Origin of the sequence: Archangium violaceum Cb vi76 (genome assembly GCF_000733295.1) — a bacterium.
In the GTDB taxonomy this organism is placed as follows: Bacteria; Myxococcota; Myxococcia; order Myxococcales; family Myxococcaceae; genus Archangium; species Archangium violaceum.
On record NZ_JPMI01000303.1, the window covers coordinates 1 to 18147 of the forward strand.

Genomic DNA, 18147 nt, shown 5'->3' on the forward strand with positions numbered 1-18147 from the left:
GATGTCCTCGGGGTTCATCCCCGCGGACTGCAGCGCCAGACGCATGCAGCGCGCCGCGCCCTCGCCCTCGGGGGCCGGCTGCGTCACGTGGTGCGCGTCCGAGTTGGCCCCGTAGCCCACCAGCTCCGCCAGGATGTTGGCGCCGCGCTTCTTCGCGTGCTCCAGCTCCTCGAGCACGATGACGCCAGCGCCCTCGCCCATCACGAAACCGTCGCGATCCTTGTCGAAGGGACGGCTGGCGGCCGCCGGGTCGTCGTTGCGGTTGGACAGCGCCTTCATCACCGAGAAGCCACCCATGCCCAGCGGGGTGATGGCCGCCTCGGAGCCGCCGGCGATGACCGCGTCCGTCTCACCCAGGCGGATGGACTTCCAGGCCTCGCCGATGGCGTGGGCGCTGGTGGCGCAAGCCGACACGGGCGCCCAGTTGGGGCCCTTGCAGCCATAGCGCATGGAGATGAGGCCCGGCGCCATGTTGATGATCATCTGGATGATGAAGAAGGGAGACAGACGGTCGAAGCCCTTCTCCAGCCCCTTGCGGTGCTGCTCCTCCAGGGAGGAAAGGCCGCCGATGCCCGAGCCGACGATGACGCCCACCTTCTCGGGCGCATAACCGTTGGGCTTGTCCAGACCGACCGGCAGGCCGCTCTCCTTCACGGCCATCTCGGCCGCGGCGAGCGCGAACTGGGAGAACAGGTCCATCCGGCGCACTTCGCGCTTGTCGATGAACTGCTCCGGCTCGAAGTCCTTCGCCTCACCGGCGAAGTTCGTATCGATCTTCTTCGTCTCGAAGCGGGTGATGGGTCCGATACCAGACTTGCCGGCGAGCATCGCCTGCCAGTTCTTCTCGGTCCCGGTTCCCAGTGCCGTGATGATTCCGGTGCCGGTGACGACGACTCGACGGTTTGACACGTTGCTCTCCACTCAAATACGCGCTGCTGCCATGGAACGCTGGCGGGGGGTCCAGCGCTCCCCGGCCCTACGGTGATGCCTACTTCTTGTGGGTGTTGATGTAGTTGATGGCGTCCCCAACGCTCTTGATGTTCTCGGCCTCCTCGTCGGGGATCTCGACCTCGAACTCCTCCTCCATCGCCATCACCAGCTCCACGATGTCGAGGCTGTCCGCGCCCAGGTCCTCGATGAAGGAGGACTCCGGCCTGATCTCCTCCTCCCCCACGCCCAGCTGATCGGCGATGATGCTCTTGACCTTGGCCTCGATAGCAGAAGTCGACATAGGTATTGAACCCTCCAGGAACCACGTGGTGGCCCGGCATACTCCCCGGACCTATGTAAGCGGGCGCGGTATAACCCACGACCGTCGCCGATCCAACCCTTGGCTACATGTACATGCCGCCATTCACCTTCAGGACTTCTCCGGTGATGTAGGCGGCCGCATCACTGGCCAGGAAGAGGACGGCATTGGCCACGTCCTCCGGGGAGCCCAGGCGCCCCAGGGGGATGGCGGCCTCCATCTTCTCCCGCGTCTCCCCGCCCAGGTGCGAGGTCATGTCCGTGCCGATGAAACCGGGGGACACGGCGTTGACGCGGATGTTCCGGCTGGCCAGCTCGCGGGCCACGGACTTGGTCAGGCCGATGAGGCCCGCTTTGGACGCCGAGTAGGCGGCCTGTCCGCCATTGCCCATCTCCCCGACCACGGAGGTCAGGTTGATGATGGCGCCGCCCTTCTGCTTCATCATCGGCCGGCTGACGGCGCGGATGAGCGAGAAGGCGCCCTTGAGGTTGGTGTCCAGCTGCTTGTCCCAGTCCTCGTCCTTCACCCGCATGACCAGGCCGTCCACGGCCACGCCCGCGTTGTTGACGAGCACATCCAGCCGGCCGTGCGTCTTGAGCACACCCTCCACGGCACTGGCGCAGGCGGTGGCGTCCGACACGTCGAAGCGCACCGCCTCGCCCTTGGCGCCCGCCGCCTGGATGAGGCCCAGCGTCTCCTGCGCCGCGGCCTCGTTGCCCGCGTAGCTGAACACCACCGTGGCGCCCTGCTTCGCGAAGCCCACGGCGATGGAGCGGCCGATACCCCGGGAGCCACCCGTCACCAGCACCACCTTGTCCTTGAACGCGCTCATCTCAGGCTCCCAGTGCCGCGAGGGTCTTCTCCAGGCTCGCGGAGTCCTCGACGTTGAACGACTCGATATCCTTGGTGATGCGCTTGATGAGGCCGCTCAGCACCTTGCCGGGGCCCACCTCGACGACCCGCGTCACGCCCTGGGCGTGGAGGGCCTGGATGCTCTCCACCCAGCGCACCGAGGAGCTCACCTGCTCCAGCAGCAGCGGCACCACGCGGGCCGCGTCGCTGTTGGGGGCGGCCTCCACGTTCGTCACCACCGGGACGGAGGGAGCGGACACCTTCACCTTCGCCAGCACCTCGGCCAGCCGGGGCTTCACCGGCTCCATCAGCGCGCAGTGGAAGGGGGCGGACACGGGCAGCAGCTTCGCCTTGCCCCCCATCTCCTTCGCCTTGGCGATGGCCCGCTCCACGGCCTGGGCGCTGCCGGCGATCACCGTCTGCTCCGGCGAGTTGTAATTGGCCGGGGACACCACCTGCCCCTCGCCCGCCGCGTCGCAGGCCGCCTTCACCTTGGCCGGCTCCAGGCCCAGCACCGCGGCCATGGCGCCCACGCCCTCGGGGACGGCCTCCTGCATGAAGGTGCCACGGGCCCGCACCGCCCGGACCGCGTCCGCCAGCTGCAGCGCGCCCGCCGCCACCAGCGCCGAGTACTCACCCAGCGAGTGCCCCGCCACGAAGGCCGGCACGGGTCCCCGCTTGGAGAAGACGGCATGCGCCGCCACCGACACCGTGAGGATGGCCGGCTGCGTGTTGGCCGTCAGCTTCAGCGAGGCCTCCGGTCCCTCGAACAACACCTGGGAGAACTTCTCGCCCAGCGCCTCGTCGGCCGCCTCGAAGACGGCCCGGGCCTCGGGGAACTTCTCGTACAGGTCCTTCCCCATGCCGACAGCCTGGCTGCCCTGCCCTGGGAAGACGAACGCGATCTTCGACATGCTCCTGCTCCCTCCCTTTCAACAGCGCGTCACCAGCGCATCACCGCACTACCCCACGTCATCCCCGCGCCAATGGCCATCATCGCCACCACGTCTCCCCGCTCGAGCCGGCCGGCCCGGTGGGCCTCGTCCAGCGTCATGGGCAGCGACGCGGAGGACGTATTGCCGTATTCGTGCAGGTTGAGCCAGCACTTCTCCACCGGCAGTTCCAGCCGCTGCAGCACCGCCTCGAGGATGCGGATGTTGGCCTGGTGCGAGATGACATGGTCCACTTCCCGCACGTGCAGCCCATTGGACTTCAGGGCCGTGTGCGTCGCATCCGCCAGCGCGCGCACCGCGAACTTGAAGACCTCGCGGCCATTCATGTGCAGCGTGTGCAGCTTCTCCTTCAGCACCTCTTCGCAGGTGGGCTTGCTCGTGCCGCCGCCCGGGATGCAGAGGATGTCCGCGAAGGAGCCGTCCGTGTACAGGTGCGTGGAGAGCAGCCCGCGATCCGCGTCCTCCGTGGGGGCGAGCACCATGGCACCCGCCGCGTCCCCGAAGAGCACGCACGTGTTGCGGTCCTCCCAGTTGACCGCCCGGCTGAGCATCTCCGCGCCGATGACCAGCGCGCGCTTCACCTGGCCGGTGCGGATGAACTGGTCCGCCACGTTGAGCGCGTAGAGCGAGCCCGAGCACGCCGCCGACACGTCGAAGGCGAAGGCGTTCTTCGCGCCCAGCTTGGCCTGCACCACCGCCGCGCAGGAGGGCATGGGCATGTCCGGCGTGACGGTGCCCACCACGATGAGCCCCAGCTCCTCCGGCTGGATCCCCGCCATCTCCAGCGCACGGCGGGCCGCCTGCACGGCCATGTCACTGGTCGCCTCGCCCGGCGCCGCCACGCGGCGCTTGCGGATACCGGTACGCGCGGTGATCCACTCGTCGGTCGTGTCGACGATCTTTTCGAGGTCGGCGTTGGTCAGGACCTTCTCCGGTGCGTACGAGCCGGTACCGATGATTTGCGTGCGTGCCAAGGGGACTCCCAGTGGGTGTACCGGACACGAACGCCTCGGGCGCGCTCTCTAATCGGAAAAGGCCTCGGCTGTCGCTCCCTTTCCCCGCTGCCGGGCGGGGAGCCAGGCGGAGGCGTCCGCGATGCAACGCGTCAACTCGGTGCGCAATCCCGCCTGGGCCGTCTGCAGGGCGGCCTCCAGCGCCTTCTGGATCGCCCGGGGCGAGCTGCGGCCATGCGCGACGATGCCCACGCCCTCGATTCCCAGCAGCGGTGCGCCGCCGTACTCCGCGTAGTCCATCACCTTCTTCAGGCCGGTGAAGGTGGGCTGGAGCAGCAGCGCGCCCAGCTTCTCCGGCAGACCTCCGCGCCGCTCGATGGCCGAGCGCAGGAGCCCCGTGACGGCCGCCGCCACGCCCTCGGACGTCTTGAGGACCACGTTGCCGGTGAAGCCATCGGTGACCACCACCTCCACCTCCCCGGAGAAGAGATCCTTCCCCTCCACGTAGCCGGTGAAGTCCAGCTCCGAGGCGCGCAGCAGCTCGGAGGCCTCGCGGGTGAGGGAGGTGCCCTTGGAGGGCTCCTCGCCATTGGAGAGCACCGCCACCCGGGGGCGGGGGATGCCCAGGCGGGCGCGCACGTAGGCGGCTCCCAGCACCGCCCACTGGGCCAGGTGGACGGGCCGGCACTCCACATTGGCCCCGGCGTCCAGCAGCAGACAGCGCCCCACCCCCTCCAGGGCCGGCAGCAGCGTGGCGATGGCCGGGCGCTCCACCCCGGGGATGCGGCCCAACACCAGCAGCCCCCCCGCCATCACCGCGCCCGAGTGCCCCGCCGACACCAGGGCGTCCGCCTCCCCCCGGCGCACCAGCTCGAAGCCCACCCGGAGGGAGGAGTCCTTCTTGCGGCGGATGGCGGAGAAGGCGTGATCCTCCATCTCCACCACCTGGGAGGCGGGGTGGAGGTGCACGTTGGGGGGGAGCCCCCCGGCCCGGGTCAGGGGCTCCCGGAGCCGCACCGGGTCCCCCACCAACACCACCTCGTGCGCCGGGTGCTCGCGCGCGAACAGGAGAGCCCCCTCCACGGGGGGCCGCGGGGGCATGGTCACCCCCCATCGCATCCAGGACGAGCCTCATCGCGGGCGCATCCTTCCATGGACGCCCCGAGGCTGGGAGCACGGAGAGCAAGCGGGTGGACACCCCCGGGCCCGGGGACGTAAGAATGGGCCCGGCCAGGTCAGGGTTGGACAGGGCACGGCGACCCCCGCACACGCGCGTTGACTCACACGCTCCGAGCGGCTAGGGTCCGCCGCCTTCCGAGTTTTTGCCGGTCGGGACTGGTGGGGAAGCCCCGGAGTCCAGGGCCGTGACGATACAGAGGTGAGCCGTGGGTGTTCCCAAGAAGCGTACGTCCAAGATGCGTCGTGACCGCCGCCGGGCGGCCAACAACAACCTGCGGAGCGCGGTGCAGGTGATTTCGTGCTCCAACTGCAAGGAGCCGGTGCTCCCCCACCGCGCCTGCGCGGCGTGCGGCCACTACAAGGGCCGTGAGACGGTGCCGGGCGCCCAGGCCTGATCACCTGACTCCAGTTCCACTGGAAGGCACGAAGGCCGTTCCCTCTCGCGAGGGGCGGCCTTTCTGCTTTGGAGCGAACGGCTCTAGTGTCCCGGCCGCGCCGGCCATGGCTCCCCGCCCCCGGCACGACAGGGAGACACGAAACACATGAAGCTGAAGATCGCGTACTGGGTTTTCACCGGCCTGTTCTGCCTGATGATGTCGTACTCGGGTTACTCGGGCCTCTCCGGCAGCCCGCAGGTGGTGGAGGGCTTCCGCCACCTCGGCTACCCGGACTACTTCCGCACCCTGCTGGGCACCGCGAAGCTGCTGGGCGTGGTGGCCCTGGCGGTGCCGCTGGTGCCGCGCACGCTGCGCGAGTGGGCCTACGCGGGCTTCACCATCAACCTGGTGTCGGCCTCGGTGTCCCACTACGCCTCGGGAGACCCGACGAGCAATGTGATGGGGCCGCTCATCTTCCTCGGCGTGCTGCTCACCTCGCACCAGCTCTGGCACCGGGTGTCGCGAGGCGCCGACGAGCCGCGGCCCTCCGCCCAGCCCGCGATGGGCTGAGCACCCCGCCCCCCTTCACGGCGCCGGCCCGAGCCACGCGTCATGGCAGGAGCTGCCCGCGATGGGAGGCGGCTCGGTCTCGAGCAGATGCGGGGGCGCCAGCTCGCCCTCGTCCCGCATCCGCAGCGCCAGATCGATGCGCGCCGCGGCGTTGATGAGCCCCAGGTGGCTGAAGGCCTGGGGGAAGTTGCCCAGCTGCTCGCGCGTGAGCGGGTGCACCTCCTCGGCGAGCAGCCCGAGGTGGTTGGCCGCCTCCGCGTGGTGCATGAAGACCTTCTCGGCCTCATCCAGCCGGTTGGACAGCACCAGCGCCTCGACGAGCCAGAAGCCGCACAGGAGGAAGCCCCCCTCCGGCCCCGCCACCCCATCGTCCATCCGGTAGCGGCGCAGGAAACGGCCCGCCCCCAGCTCCGAGCGCAACCAGTCGATGGTCTCCTGCACGAGCGGCTCGCACGCCCGGAAGCACCCCGCGATGGGCAGCAGCAGCAGCGAGGCATCCGGCTCGTTGCCCCCATAGAAGCCCACGAAGTGCCGGCCCGTGGGGTCCACGCCGTGCTGGAGGATGTCCTGGCGGATGAGCTCCGCCTCGTAGGTGCAGAACTCCTGGAGCGCGGGCTCGGCGAAGAGCCGGGCCAGGTGGCGGCCCCGGTGGAGCGCCAACCAGCACATGAGCTTGGAGTGCACGTTGTGCCGCTTCTCCCGGCGCGGCTCCCAGATGCCGTGATCCGGCTCGCGCCAGCGGCGGGCGGTGGTCTCGATGACCCGCTTGAGCAGCGCCCAGGTGCGCAGCGGCAGCCGGCCCCCGAACCGCTCGTAGAGATAGGCCGCGTCCAGCAGCGCCCCCGCGGTGTCGAACTGGAGCTGCTCCCGCGCATCGTTGCCGATCCGCACGGGGCTCGAGCCCTGGAACCCGGACAGGTGCTCGAGGATCCGCTCCTCGGGCACCGGCCCCCCATCCAGCGAGTACATCACCTGGAGGGGCTCGCCGTGCTTGAGCGTGTCGCGCACGAAGTAGAAGAACTCGCGGGACTCGGTCGGGTAGCCGATCAGGTTGGTGGCCCGCACGGCCATGGCCGCGTCACGCACCCAGCTGTAGCGGTAGTCCCAGTTGCGAGGCCCTCCAATCCACTCGGGCAGCGAGGTGGTGGCCGCGGCCACCATGGCGCCGGTGGGCGCGTACATCAGCAGCTTCAACGCCAGCGCCGAGCGCAGCACATGGTGCCGCCATGGCCCCTCGTACTGGAGCTGCCGGGACCATTCCCGCCAGGCCTGTCGCGTGGCCCGGAGCAGCTCGTAGGGCCGGTACGCGGCCACGGGCTCCGGGTGCTCCGAGTCCCACGCGAGGATCATCCAGCGCCGCTCTCCCCTGCCGAGCCGGATGCGCGTCCGCAGGCCCGCCCCGCCCCGCGGCGCCCAGTGCGCCTCCCCATCGAGCACCGCGACCATCCGCTCACCCCGGGCGCCCTTCGCGACCAGCCCATGCTCCTCGAGATCCACCCGCGTCTCCGATTCGCCGAACCTGAACCGCGGATCGAAGACGACGTCCAGCTCGAGTGAGCCCTCCACGCACTCGATGCGCCGGTGCACCTCGTGGATGGTGGCCCGGGGATCGTTCGTCCACGGCATGTAGTCGATGATCCGCACCACGCCCTGGCGCTCGACGCGGAAGAGCGTCTCCAGCACGTTGGTGTCCGGGTCGTAGCGCTGCAGGCTCTCGAAGGGCCAGACGGCGGGAGTGATGCCGGTGAAACCGCCCCGCTCGTCATCGAGGATCGCCGCGAAGGCGCTCGGGCTGTCGAAGCGGGGAAAGCACAGCCAGTCGATGACACCGTCCGGCCGGACCAGGGCGCACGTGATGCCGTCCCCGATCAGCCCCCGGCTGGCCAGGGAGATCTCCCGGTACGACGCCGGATTCGAGAACCGGAACGGCCGGTTCATCCGCTTGGCGGCACTGTAGAGGTCCATGCACGCTGCCCTCTCCTGCCCCAAGGGTAGGAACCCTCGCGGACCACGACGCCAACCCGGGCGGACACCAGCCGGACATCCACTCCGAGCCGCGCCCTGGAGGTCTGCAAGGCCACCCGGGCCGTCGCGGAGCTCCTCCTGGCCTCCGGGTATGCCGTCCCCCAGCCGGCCGCCCCGCAGCCGATCGCCAAGGCCAGCCGAGCACCCTGGCGAACACGTCCAGGCCCGGAGGACGACCCCCGGCCTGGCGGGCGAGCCCTCCACCGCCCCCGTGTGGGAAGTGGGCGGAATAAAGGGTGGCATCCACCCCGCATGAAGCACTTCCTCACGCGTGGGTGGGCGCTGTCCTGGCTGGTGCTGTGGGTGGCCCTTCCCGCGCTCGCGGGGCCCCACCCCGGCCTCTTCTTCGACGCCTCCCAGGTCGAGGCGTTGCGCCAGAAGGCGCAGACGACCCACCAGGCCATCTACCAGCCCCTGCTCAAGGGCGCGACGAGCTACCTGGACAGCACCGTCGCGCCCTCGGGGCTCGTCACCTGGAAGACGACCGGGAAGACGCTGCAACTGGATCGCCGCGAGGTCGGCAACCTGCTGGTGGTGCTCGCCTTCGTGGGGCAGGTGTCCACCGACAGCCGTCACCTCGAGCTGGCCAGGGCGTGGCTGCTGACGGTCTCCTCGTGGGGAAACCTGGACCTCGACGGCACGCATGATCTCATCCAGTCGCACCTGCTCGGAGGCGTCGCGGTGGCCTACGATCTGGTGGCCCCGAAGCTCTCCGCCGCCGAGGCCTCCCGCGTCCGCGCGACCCTCCAGCAGAACGCCAACGCCCTGATGCAGTCCTCCAAGGGCGGCGAGTGGTGGGCGGACGAGTACCTGCAGAACCACAACTGGGTGAACCATGCCGCCATCGGGCTCGCGGCGCTCGCCACCCGGGGAGAGCTGCCGGACAGCACCACGCAGCCGTGGCTGGAGCTGGCCACCGGCAACGCGCGCAAGGTGAAGCGGGTGTTGGATCTGGTCACCGATGGCCTCTGGCACGAGGGCTTCGGCTACGTCACGTACGGGCTGAGCTGGCACCTGCCCTTCGTCAGCGCGCTCCAGCGCGTCACCGGCACGGACGTGGGAGACCTGGCCCTGGTGAAGGCCATGCCGCGCGCCCTGGCGGCCACCCAGCTCCCGGAGCGGCCCTATCAGTCCCTGCTCCTCCACGGGAACTTCTACGCCATCAGCAAGGACATGGGGCTGATGCCCCTGCGCTACGCCGCCACGCGCTACCGGGACCCGGTGGCCCAGGCCACGGCGGACACCTGGCTGCGCGGCACCACCTTCAGCAGCTACGCGCCCGAGCTCAACCAGCGCGTCTTCGAGTTCCTCTTCCATGACGCCTCCCTGCGCGCCGCGGACCCGCGTGCCCTGCCGTTGGACTGGTACGGCGACAACCAGCAGGTGGCCGTGTTCCGCGGCGGCTGGGACAAGGGCTCGCTCCTGTTCGCGCTCAAGAACGGCCCGTATGGCGGCATGGCCGGGTGGCAGTGGCTGAAGAGCGGCATGGAGCCTCGCGGCACCCTCAACATCAGCCACGACCACGCCGACGACAACGGCTTCTACCTGTATGGCCAGGGCTCGTGGCTCGCCCCCGAGGCCCCCGGTTACTACATCGGCCACACGGGCTCGCCGGGGCCCGCCGCCAACCAGACCGTCTTCCACAACTCGCTGACCATCGACGGCGTGGGCCAGCTCGGCGAGGGCGTGCGCGATCGGAGCGACTCCGCCGCGTCCTACGGTTGGTACCTCGACCGCAAGGGCGGCATCCCCTTCTTCGGCTCCAGCGAGCACTACGGCTACACCATCGGCGACGGCGCCTCGCTCTACGCCTCCACCTTCGGACTGCGCCGCTGGGACCGGCATGCCCTCTTCCTCGACCGCAAGTGGGTGGTGCTGCGAGACGTGGTGCAGGCGTCGCGCTCCCACGTGTACCGGTGGTCCTGCCACTTCATGAATGGCGCGGCCCGCGAGGGCACCTGGCTCCACGGGCGCGGCGAGAATGGCCAGGCCCTCGGCGTCGCGGTGGTGGCCCCCGAGTCCTTCGACGCCACCTTCACCGAGCAGAAGCCCGTCCACGTCCAGAAGTTCAACGCCACCGGCTCCATCACCCACGCCGAGGTGAAGCCCACCACCGCCTCCGCCAACGCCACCTTCCTCACCGCCCTGGTGCCCACGCCGGAGTCGGCCTGGGCCTCGCGCCCCGTGGTGAAGGCACTCGACGCGCGGACGCCCGATGCGGGGCTGAAGGTGACCGAGGGCACCGCCACCGTCTACGCCCTCTTCAACGACCTGCCCGGACAGAGCCGGAGCGCGGGGGGCTTCCGGCTGGAGGGGCTCGCCGGTGTCGTGCGCTACGAGGGCACCACGCCCACCCGGGTGCTGCTCGTCCAGGGCACGAGCCTCTCCGATGCCTCGCGCACGCTCATCAGCCAGACGGACGGCATCCGGCTGCTGGAAGCGGACGGGCTCGCCACCGAGACGCTGCGGCTGTCTGGAAACGGGCAGGGCTCGCCCCGCGTCCACGCGCCCCAGGCCACCCGCGTCCTCTGGAACGGCGTGGAGGTCCCCTTCCATCGCGACGGCGACGCCATCGTGGTGGGAATGATCGACGCTCCGCTTCCCGCTGACGTCACGCCCGTGGACTCCGCCGATCCCCAGCCCCCGATCGACCTCGAGCCCTCGACCTCCGACTCCGGTGGGGACGACCCCGAGGAAGGCACTACCTCGGCGATGCCGCCCCTCGAGGCACCGGAGCCCGGGACCTCCCGCTTCCGTGTGGGCCCCTCCTGTGCCGTGGGAGGAGAACAACTCGCCTTCACGTGGAGCCTGCTCGCCCTGGGCGGAGTGCTCGCCCATTGCCGGCGCCGCCGCTCACGCCCGCCCACGCATTGAGCTGCCCTTGGGCCTGGAGGGGTGGCATCGCTCTTGAGCGCAATGATTTGCGGCTGCCCGCATGCTGGGCGGCTCTATTCCTTGTGCCTGCCTGGCCCAATTCAACAGCATCTGACTGAATTGCAGTTGCAGCGAGCCCCCATAGGGCGTGACCACGGTGAGGGATTGGCCGCGTCCAGCCATCCCTCCTGGCCGAGCCGGTTGACCAGCTCCGGCGTGAAGCCGCCCGTGGCTCCGTCAGCGCACCTCGAATTCGTAGATGCGCGTCGCGGGATCGCCGTTCTGGGACGGGGTGGTCACGTTGAACTTGATGTATCGCGCCGAGGTGGCGCTGATCGAGTGGGTCGAGGAGCTGGCGGTGTTGTTGGTCACCGTCACCGGGGTGCTCCAGGCCGTGCCGTTGCTGGAGGTCTGGATGGTGAAGGCCCTGGTGTTCCAGGTGCTCGACTCACCACCCGCGCCGGCATGCTTGACCACGAAGCTGCTGACCGTCTGCACCGAGCCGAGATCAACCTGCAGCCAGGACGGAGAGGCCAACGAACAGAACTTGTCGGTGGTGCCGCCGGAGACGCTGCCGTTGACCGCCTTGGCCGGCGTCTCGCTGCTGTTGCAGGCGGTGGAGCCGGTCGCCGGTTTGTTGAGCGCCAGGTTGGCGTAGCCGGCACCGACCGAGACGGTCTGGGTCTTGGTATGGCTGGCGCCGCCGTTGTCGGTCACGGTCAGGCTGACGTTGTAGTTGCCGGCACTGGCGTAGACACGGCTGGGATTCGTCACGGTCGAGCCGCTGCCGTCGCCGAAATTCCAGCTGCGCGAGGTGATGCTGCCGTCGCTGTCGCTAGAGGCATCGCTGAAGGTCGCGGTCAATCCGCTCACGGTGACACCGAAATTGGCCACTGGCGGGGTGTTGCCGCTGACAGCGGTGTTGATCGCCGCCGCGTACTGCGCGGCCGTGCCCTGAGACCCGCACGCCTGGATATCGTCATACAGCCACATGAAGCCGCCAGAGATGCCGGCGGAAGCCTTCCAGTTGCTCATCTTGCTCTGCACCGTGGCCGGACTGTCGCCACTGCCACAGCCGGAGCCGTGACGCGACCACAGGCCCGGGTCGACGGTCATACCCATCGCGGTGTTCCAGCTCGCCGGGTTGTTGCCAGCGCCTCCGTCGTACACCTGCAGGTAGATGGTATCGACCGCGCTGCCGAGGTTGTCCTTGAGGCTCCTCCAGAAGCTCTGATTGGTGTAGGGCGCGAAGGTGATCTTGTAGCCCAGGCCGATCAGCATCTGCCCGAACTGGGTGGTCGGGGCGAGATTGTAGGCGCTCTCGTCATCGAAGTTGACCGCGGTGGCGCCCGTGACGGTCTTCAACACCTGGAAATTGCGGTACAGGATGCTGTTGCTGCCGGTGCCGCAAACGAGGGTGCTGCCACAACCAGCGGCGGTGCCGTTGACCAGCTTGATCATGCGCTCGAAATCGGGAACGCCCCAGGCGCCGATCGATACTTCGATGCGATTGACCGAGGTCGGCGCTGTCTTGAGCGTGGCCAGCCGCGTCGGCCAGGCCGGATCGCCAATGTAGGCGCCGTTCTTGACCACCGGGATGTCGTTGTAGACGAGGTCGCCGTTGTCCTCGATGTGGAAGCTCCACAACATCACGGTGGTGAAGCCCGAGTTGCGCAGGTCGTCCATCACCGCGGTGCCGCCGGAATAGAACGGGCCGCCGCCGTAGATAGCCGAATCGGCATGGGCGGCCGGCGTGGCCGCGGCAAGGGCAAGGGCGGTGAGCCCCGGCCAGGCCCGGCGGGCGGAACGAAGGCAGGACAAGAGGTTCTTCGACTTCGGCATGGTGAAATCCCCTGCGATGAGCGTCATGGACGCGGTGGTGGCCTCGATGCGCAGTTTCGGCGACGGGCGCACATTGCGAGCGCCAAAACCGGGGTGTCAACATGCAAATCGCTCTAAACAGGTAAATCGCGGACTTGAGCGTATGGGGGGGAAGGACGATGGCTGGAGTTCTCGTGATTCGACGACGCCTCGGCCCGCATCTACACCCGGCAGACCCAGCCCCCCTGGTGACTCCACTCACCAGTGGTGACTCGACTCCACCCTCCGCCTGGTGAGCCCCGTCACCAGTCTGGGCCCCGAGGCGCGCTCCCCTTGGCCCAACCCCTTGAGAAGACAGCGTCTTCGCCAGGAGCCAAGGCCTGGCACGCGCGCTGCAAAACGCTTCTCCATCTCGGCTTCCTCTTCTCAATCCTCTTTCTTCCGGAGCACGTCATGGGCATCAAACTCGGTGGTGCGAGCAACCTCTTCAAGAGCGGCGGCAACAAGGTTCCGGATTTCAAGCCCAGCGCGCCCAAGCCCAGCGCGCCCAAGCCGGACGTGAAGCCCCAGTTCACGCCGCGCCCCGACATCAACGGCAACAAGCCGGGCCTGAACGCTCCGGGCTTCAACCGGGACAGCTTCGAGCCCAGCAGGCTGAACAACTCCAAGCTCAACGGGCTGGGCAATGTGTTGGGTGGCGTGGGTGATGCCTTCGGTGGGGCCGCGGGGCTGGCTGGGGCCGGACTCGACGCCGCCTCCACGCTCGGCATGATGGCGCCGCAGCTGATGGCGCCCGCGATGGACCCCTACGCCGCCGCGGGCCTGGGCCAGGGCTTCGGTGGTGCGCCGATGATTGACCCCTACGCCGCCGCGGGTGGCCTGCCGCCGGAGCTGGCCGGTGCACCGATGATGGACCCCTACTCGGCCGGTGGCCTGCCCCCTGGCTTTGGCGGGGACCTCGCCCCCACCATGGCCCCCCGCCTCCCCTCGGTCGCCAGCAAGAATCCCCCGAGCAGGCCCGCCGCGCCGGCCGCGCCGCTCGCGGCGGACGGGACGCCCATTCCCCAGGCCACGGACAAGCGGCCGAAGGGAGACACCCGCTCGGCGGCGGACATCGTCAACGACTCTCCCGCGCTGGCCAAACTCGGTCGTCAGAAGGACATCAAGTTCGATCAGTTGTGCAAGCAGACCGGCGTGGATCCCAAGCTCGACCTGAAGGATTCCCGTCAGAACCCCGATGCCGTCTACCGGCTGGCGAAGGTGCTGGAGTACATCGACAGCTCCAAGATTTCCGACGGTGGTGAGCGGACGGGCAAGGTCCAGGGTGGAAAGGGAGACGGCAACATCGAGGGCATCACCAAGGACGGAGACGCCCGGCACGGCACCGAGGCCGGAATGGTCAAGGACTTCGCCGAGAAGGGTTACTCCTCCCTGGGCAAGGATCACCGGCTGCCGACCACGAACGACACCCACGTCAAGAAGGACGGGAGCAACAAGGACAACTTCCAGTGGTTCGCCGGCGAGGCGGGCAAGCACTTGTGGTTCATTCCGGGCGTCAGCAATGTCCTGACTGGGATTGGCAACTCCGAGGGTGGCGTCAAGGGCGTCATCGAGGGGGGCCTGGGTGGAGTGGTCAAGACCTGGAAGGGAGCCGCCGAGGGAGTGATCGGGGCGCTGGGGACTGGCAAGGTCAACCCCGCCTCCGCGCTGCTGGGTGCATACACGGGCGCGCTGGGTGAGACCGAGGCCGCTCCCCAGCAGGTGAAGGACCTCCTCAAGATGCTGCCCATCTGATTCGAGAGGGTCCTCCTCACGGGGGACCCTCTTGTCGCTCACTGCCGTGAAGTCCGAAGCGAGCGATTGCCAACTTCGGACTGGTTGCCCCTCGTCGAACGTAAGTGCTCCACGACGAAGGCTTTCGCGAGCAGTCGGTGAGTGGCGGCACCTCAGTCAAGAACCGCCTCGCCGAAGAATTCACGACGCATCAGCCGCTGTGCGAGCCTCCGGATCCTGAGCAGAAACGACGTGCGTCGAAGGTGGTGAGTTCGTTCCGCCGCATCGCCGAACTGGACGCGAACGCATCCCGGAATCCAGTCAACTCAAAGCCTTGCAGAGCAGCACACTGCCCACGCCCTTGAGGACGAGGTCGAACGGTGCAGCGGCATCGCTCGCGGCTTCTGTCGCCCCTCAGCTCATGCAACCTGTCGACAGGGGAGGAGTCGCGGGTCAGCGCTGTCACATGCGCGCCGAGAGCAGCGCCAAGCTGGATCTCGAAGGGCCCAACGCCTCCCTTCGCGGCCGTCACGAGCAAACGCGGCCCTACCGCCAATGGCTTCTTGGACAAGCACACAGCAGCCGTCAGGCCAGCGACCGGGAGGATTGCCGCCATGTCGAAGCTGACACTGCCGAGGCAGGTGACCGGATTCTGGATTTCCAGCCCAGCACTCCCAAGCCGGACGCCAAGCCCCAATTCACGCCGCGTCCCGACATCAACGGCAACAAGCTGGGCCTGCAGAACGGCCCCAAGCCGATGACTCTCGACAACATGCGGCCGGGCCTGGACCGTCCGGACTTCAACCCGGACAGATTCAAGCCTAGCGGACTGGGCCCCAAGAGTTGCGCGGCAGGAGCCTGGGCCTGCTGGCTGTCTTGAGCGCCTCAACACACGCTGCCTGGGGCGACCCTCGCGCCGGGGCCAGGCTCGCACCCGCCAATACTGCTGACGCGGCTGACCATGATACCAAGTATCCGTCCCTGATTCGATGTAGTATCGTCCTGGAATCGTCGGAGAACCGTCATGAGTTTCCCACCTCGCCGCTTCACCTCACCGCCGCCCGAGTTGCTCAAGACAAATGCGACTGCCCGTGGAGTGGTTCTCCGAGACCTTGTGTGGCACAAGGCTCCGATGATCCTGCGGGTTCAATTCATGGGAGGGACCGTGGATCAGCAGAACAAGGTCCTTGAGTTTGCAAAGCCCTGGTCCACCGCCGCAAAGCTGGAATTCGAGAGAAGCACTGCATTCGATGCGGAGATTCGCGTGAGCTTCAATCAGCAACTCGGCAACTGGTCCTACATTGGCACGGACAGTATCCATCGCAATCTCGGCTACCACAAAGCTTCGATGAATCTAGCGGATGTCGATTCCGCAACAGTGCTGCACGAGTTCGGTCATGCGTTGGGCCTGGGGCATGAGCATCAGCACCCCGATGCACAAGTGACGCTGGATGAGCAGCGAATCATCAGCGACATGACGAGTCACCCTTACAACTGGTCTCTCGAACAGGTGGAACGCAACATTCTCAAACGGTTCACGCGCGCCGTCGTCGATACCATCCCGTATGATTCTCTCTCCATCATGGCCTACCCATTTCCAGCAGCATGGCTGATGGCGGGCAGCCCGATACCCAGGAACACAAGCCTGTCGAGTGGCGACACCAAACTCGTGCAAGATCTCTACGGCAAACGAGCACCATGAGCGTCAAGCATACCGGACTCTTCGTGGTGGGTTGTTCAAACACTCCATGGGGGAAAGAGCAAGGGGAAAAAGAACTGCCGAAACTGGCGGGAGTTCGGGACGACGTAGAAAAGATTTGGAATGTCTTCGTCTCGCGCAAGGGCGGGCGCGGCTTGGCGGCCCCAGAGCCGACTTCCTACAAGTGGATTGACACGGGTTCGTCAGTGGTGAAACAGGCGTTCCAGTCGTTTGTCAATGGACTGGATAGAGACGCCCTGGCAATTTTCTACTTCGTAGGACATGGCGCAGTGCTGGGGGCGTGCGATCTACGCCTGCTCCTAACGAACAGCCAAGAGAATGAGCAGAATACGACGACGCTGCCAGTTCTCGATGTCGTCAGGACACTCAAGAACAGAGGGTTTGCCGAGTGGGCCGTCGTCCTGGATTGCTGCTGGGCGGGTGAGGCGCTTCGCGACCCTGCCATCACAGGTTTCCAGCAAGACAACCAAATCCCGGGTCTCATCATCAGTGCAACTGGAACGGGTAATGCGTGGGAGACCCCCCAGCATGGCGGACTGTTAACGGACTACCTGACCAAAGCCATCTCGACAGGCGCGTGCATGGCACAAGGGAAAGACTTCATCGATCTGGTGAGTGCCGCCCGCTGGGCTCAGGAGCAGATCAAGCGTTCTCATGCCGAACTCAACGCGCAGCCACAGATCCATCTGCAAGGGAGCGCGGAACTGCGGGTTGCCAAAATGCCTCCCGCCCAACCACTTCAGAGTTCCACCTTTGTCGAGTCAGTCTTGTTCATAGGGGGGAGCCCCGACAAAGCAACAGGCGGCCAGGAGCAGCAGTTTATAATCGCGTGCAATGCCATTGGACGGCAACTGGCCGAGAACGGCATCAAGCTGTGTATATGCAACCCATGGCCTGAATCCGCTGACTACCCTGTCGCGCTGGGGTATGCAAGCATTCAAAGCGCAACGATCATTCGCCTCTTCATGCCCGACGGCGATAACACGCGGAAAAACTTTGAGGCCCTGAAGCGCGAGCTCGACAACGAGCGTGTCAAACTCGTGGAATTTTGGTACCCCGTGATCGGTCAAAAAGAGTTCAGTGCGGAGACATGGCTCTACTGTCAACTCCAAGCGCTCGAGAGGGTGGACGCTGTCATCGCACTGGGGGGCGCGACCGGTGGCAGCTCGAGTCTTCTGATCCGACTCGCGGAGGCCCGGGGAGTACCCGTGATCCCATTCGCATTCCTCGGCGGGTCAGCGGGGGAAGCATTCCTGCGGCACAAGGACCTATACACCCGACTGGGAGTCGCGCAGGAACTAAACCGTCGTAATGGCGTGGAGAGTCTGCCCAAGCTCATCAGGAGCCTTGCCCGGGCCCCCATCGATCCTTCGGCCCGCGTGGGCAAGGTCTTTGTCAGCCGAGCGATTGAAGACGCATCGATCGCCAAGTTGTTCGCCAGCCAGCTCATAGAACGTGGACTCGTACCCGTGTTCGGAGATGAGCCGAATGAGCACGGCAAGGATCTGCAGGCCGTCATTCATGAGCGACTGCGCCATGCCGACGTTTGCGCGATCTTCTGGAGCCGTCACTTCGCCGTGAGCCCGTACTGTTACGACGAGCTTGCTAGCGCTCTGAGGCGCCACCGCAATGAGGGAATGCGTATCTGGCTCTTCAAACTAGACGAGACGCCAGTGGTGCACCCCGATGCACGGCGACTCCCCCTCTGGAGCACTCTCTCTGAAGAGGCATTGAGGGATTGGTGCCAGGACTGGCTCGACACGCTGCGCGCCCCGTAGGTTCACGATGGCTGGCCGTGCCC

At 67.2% G+C, this 18147-nt stretch carries 14 protein-coding genes and 1 pseudogene; 7 read left to right on the forward strand and 8 right to left on the reverse strand.

Translation table 11 applies throughout. The features are described 5' to 3' along the window. The 6 genes and pseudogenes from Q664_RS42040 to plsX all read right to left on the reverse strand — a co-directional run. Nucleotides 1-909, reverse strand: a 909-nt coding sequence (locus Q664_RS42040) for a beta-ketoacyl-ACP synthase II (protein ID WP_043409799.1), incomplete at its 3' end; no start/stop codon positions are given. Nucleotides 910-988: 79 nt separating this feature from the next. Continuing rightward, nucleotides 989-1231, reverse strand: a complete 243-nt coding sequence (gene acpP, locus Q664_RS42045; protein WP_043409801.1) for an acyl carrier protein — start codon at nt 1229-1231, stop codon at nt 989-991. Nucleotides 1232-1334: 103 nt separating this feature from the next. Next, entirely contained in the window at nt 1335-2081 is a 747-nt protein-coding gene (gene fabG / locus Q664_RS42050) for a 3-oxoacyl-[acyl-carrier-protein] reductase (RefSeq protein ID WP_043409805.1), read from the reverse strand. A gap of 1 nt (nt 2082) precedes the next feature. Further along, nucleotides 2083-3015 carry an ACP S-malonyltransferase gene (gene fabD, locus Q664_RS42055; RefSeq protein ID WP_043409808.1) on the reverse strand — a complete coding sequence of 311 codons (933 nt, stop codon included), beginning with the start codon at nt 3013-3015 and terminating at the stop codon, nt 2083-2085. A 29-nt stretch (nt 3016-3044) separates the two neighbouring features. Beyond that, the gene (locus Q664_RS42060; protein ID WP_043409812.1) at nt 3045-4028 is read right to left on the reverse strand and encodes a beta-ketoacyl-ACP synthase III; all 984 of its coding nucleotides are present in this window, start codon (nt 4026-4028) and stop codon (nt 3045-3047) included. Nucleotides 4029-4076: 48 nt separating this feature from the next. Next, nucleotides 4077-5142: pseudogene (gene plsX / locus Q664_RS42065) on the reverse strand (phosphate acyltransferase PlsX). Nucleotides 5143-5392: 250 nt separating this feature from the next. Here plsX and rpmF point away from each other — a divergent pair. Together rpmF and Q664_RS42075 are read left to right on the forward strand one after the other, a co-directional pair. Next, a complete protein-coding gene (gene rpmF / locus Q664_RS42070) occupies nt 5393-5581 on the forward strand; it encodes a 50S ribosomal protein L32 (RefSeq protein WP_043409813.1) in 189 nt (62 codons plus the stop codon). 147 nt (nt 5582-5728) lie between these two features. Next, entirely contained in the window at nt 5729-6133 is a 405-nt protein-coding gene (locus Q664_RS42075) for a DoxX family protein (RefSeq protein WP_052519342.1), read from the forward strand. Nucleotides 6134-6148: 15 nt separating this feature from the next. Here the strand turns inward: Q664_RS42075 and Q664_RS42080 are convergent, their stop codons facing one another. Then, entirely contained in the window at nt 6149-8098 is a 1950-nt protein-coding gene (locus tag Q664_RS42080; RefSeq protein WP_052519343.1) for a glycoside hydrolase family 15 protein, read from the reverse strand. Between the two features lie 312 nt (nt 8099-8410). On the opposite strand from Q664_RS42080, the gene Q664_RS42085 reads away from it, so the two are divergent. Continuing rightward, nucleotides 8411-11032, forward strand: coding sequence for a DUF4962 domain-containing protein (locus Q664_RS42085; RefSeq protein ID WP_043409816.1), 2622 nt, complete (start codon nt 8411-8413; stop codon nt 11030-11032). A gap of 237 nt (nt 11033-11269) precedes the next feature. Here the strand turns inward: Q664_RS42085 and Q664_RS42090 are convergent, their stop codons facing one another. After that, nucleotides 11270-12874 carry a PKD domain-containing protein gene (locus Q664_RS42090; RefSeq protein WP_043409919.1) on the reverse strand — a complete coding sequence of 535 codons (1605 nt, stop codon included), beginning with the start codon at nt 12872-12874 and terminating at the stop codon, nt 11270-11272. A gap of 432 nt (nt 12875-13306) precedes the next feature. Between Q664_RS42090 and Q664_RS58495 the strand changes: the two genes are divergently transcribed. The 4 genes from Q664_RS58495 (at nt 13307) to Q664_RS42115 (ending at nt 18124) form a co-directional block, all read left to right on the forward strand. Beyond that, on the forward strand, nt 13307-14647 hold the full coding sequence (locus Q664_RS58495; RefSeq protein ID WP_152622647.1) for a hypothetical protein: 1341 nt from the start codon (nt 13307-13309) through the stop codon (nt 14645-14647). 445 nt (nt 14648-15092) lie between these two features. After that, the gene (locus Q664_RS42105) at nt 15093-15506 is read left to right on the forward strand and encodes a hypothetical protein (RefSeq protein WP_043409819.1); all 414 of its coding nucleotides are present in this window, start codon (nt 15093-15095) and stop codon (nt 15504-15506) included. A gap of 285 nt (nt 15507-15791) precedes the next feature. Beyond that, nucleotides 15792-16328 carry a M12 family metallopeptidase gene (locus Q664_RS42110; RefSeq protein ID WP_160174619.1) on the forward strand — a complete coding sequence of 179 codons (537 nt, stop codon included), beginning with the start codon at nt 15792-15794 and terminating at the stop codon, nt 16326-16328. Further along, complete coding sequence (locus Q664_RS42115) at nt 16325-18124, forward strand: TIR domain-containing protein (protein WP_160174620.1); 1800 nt, start codon at nt 16325-16327, stop codon at nt 18122-18124. The genes Q664_RS42110 and Q664_RS42115 overlap by 4 nt, the downstream gene beginning before the upstream one ends. The last annotated feature ends 23 nt before the right edge of the window (nt 18125-18147 follow it).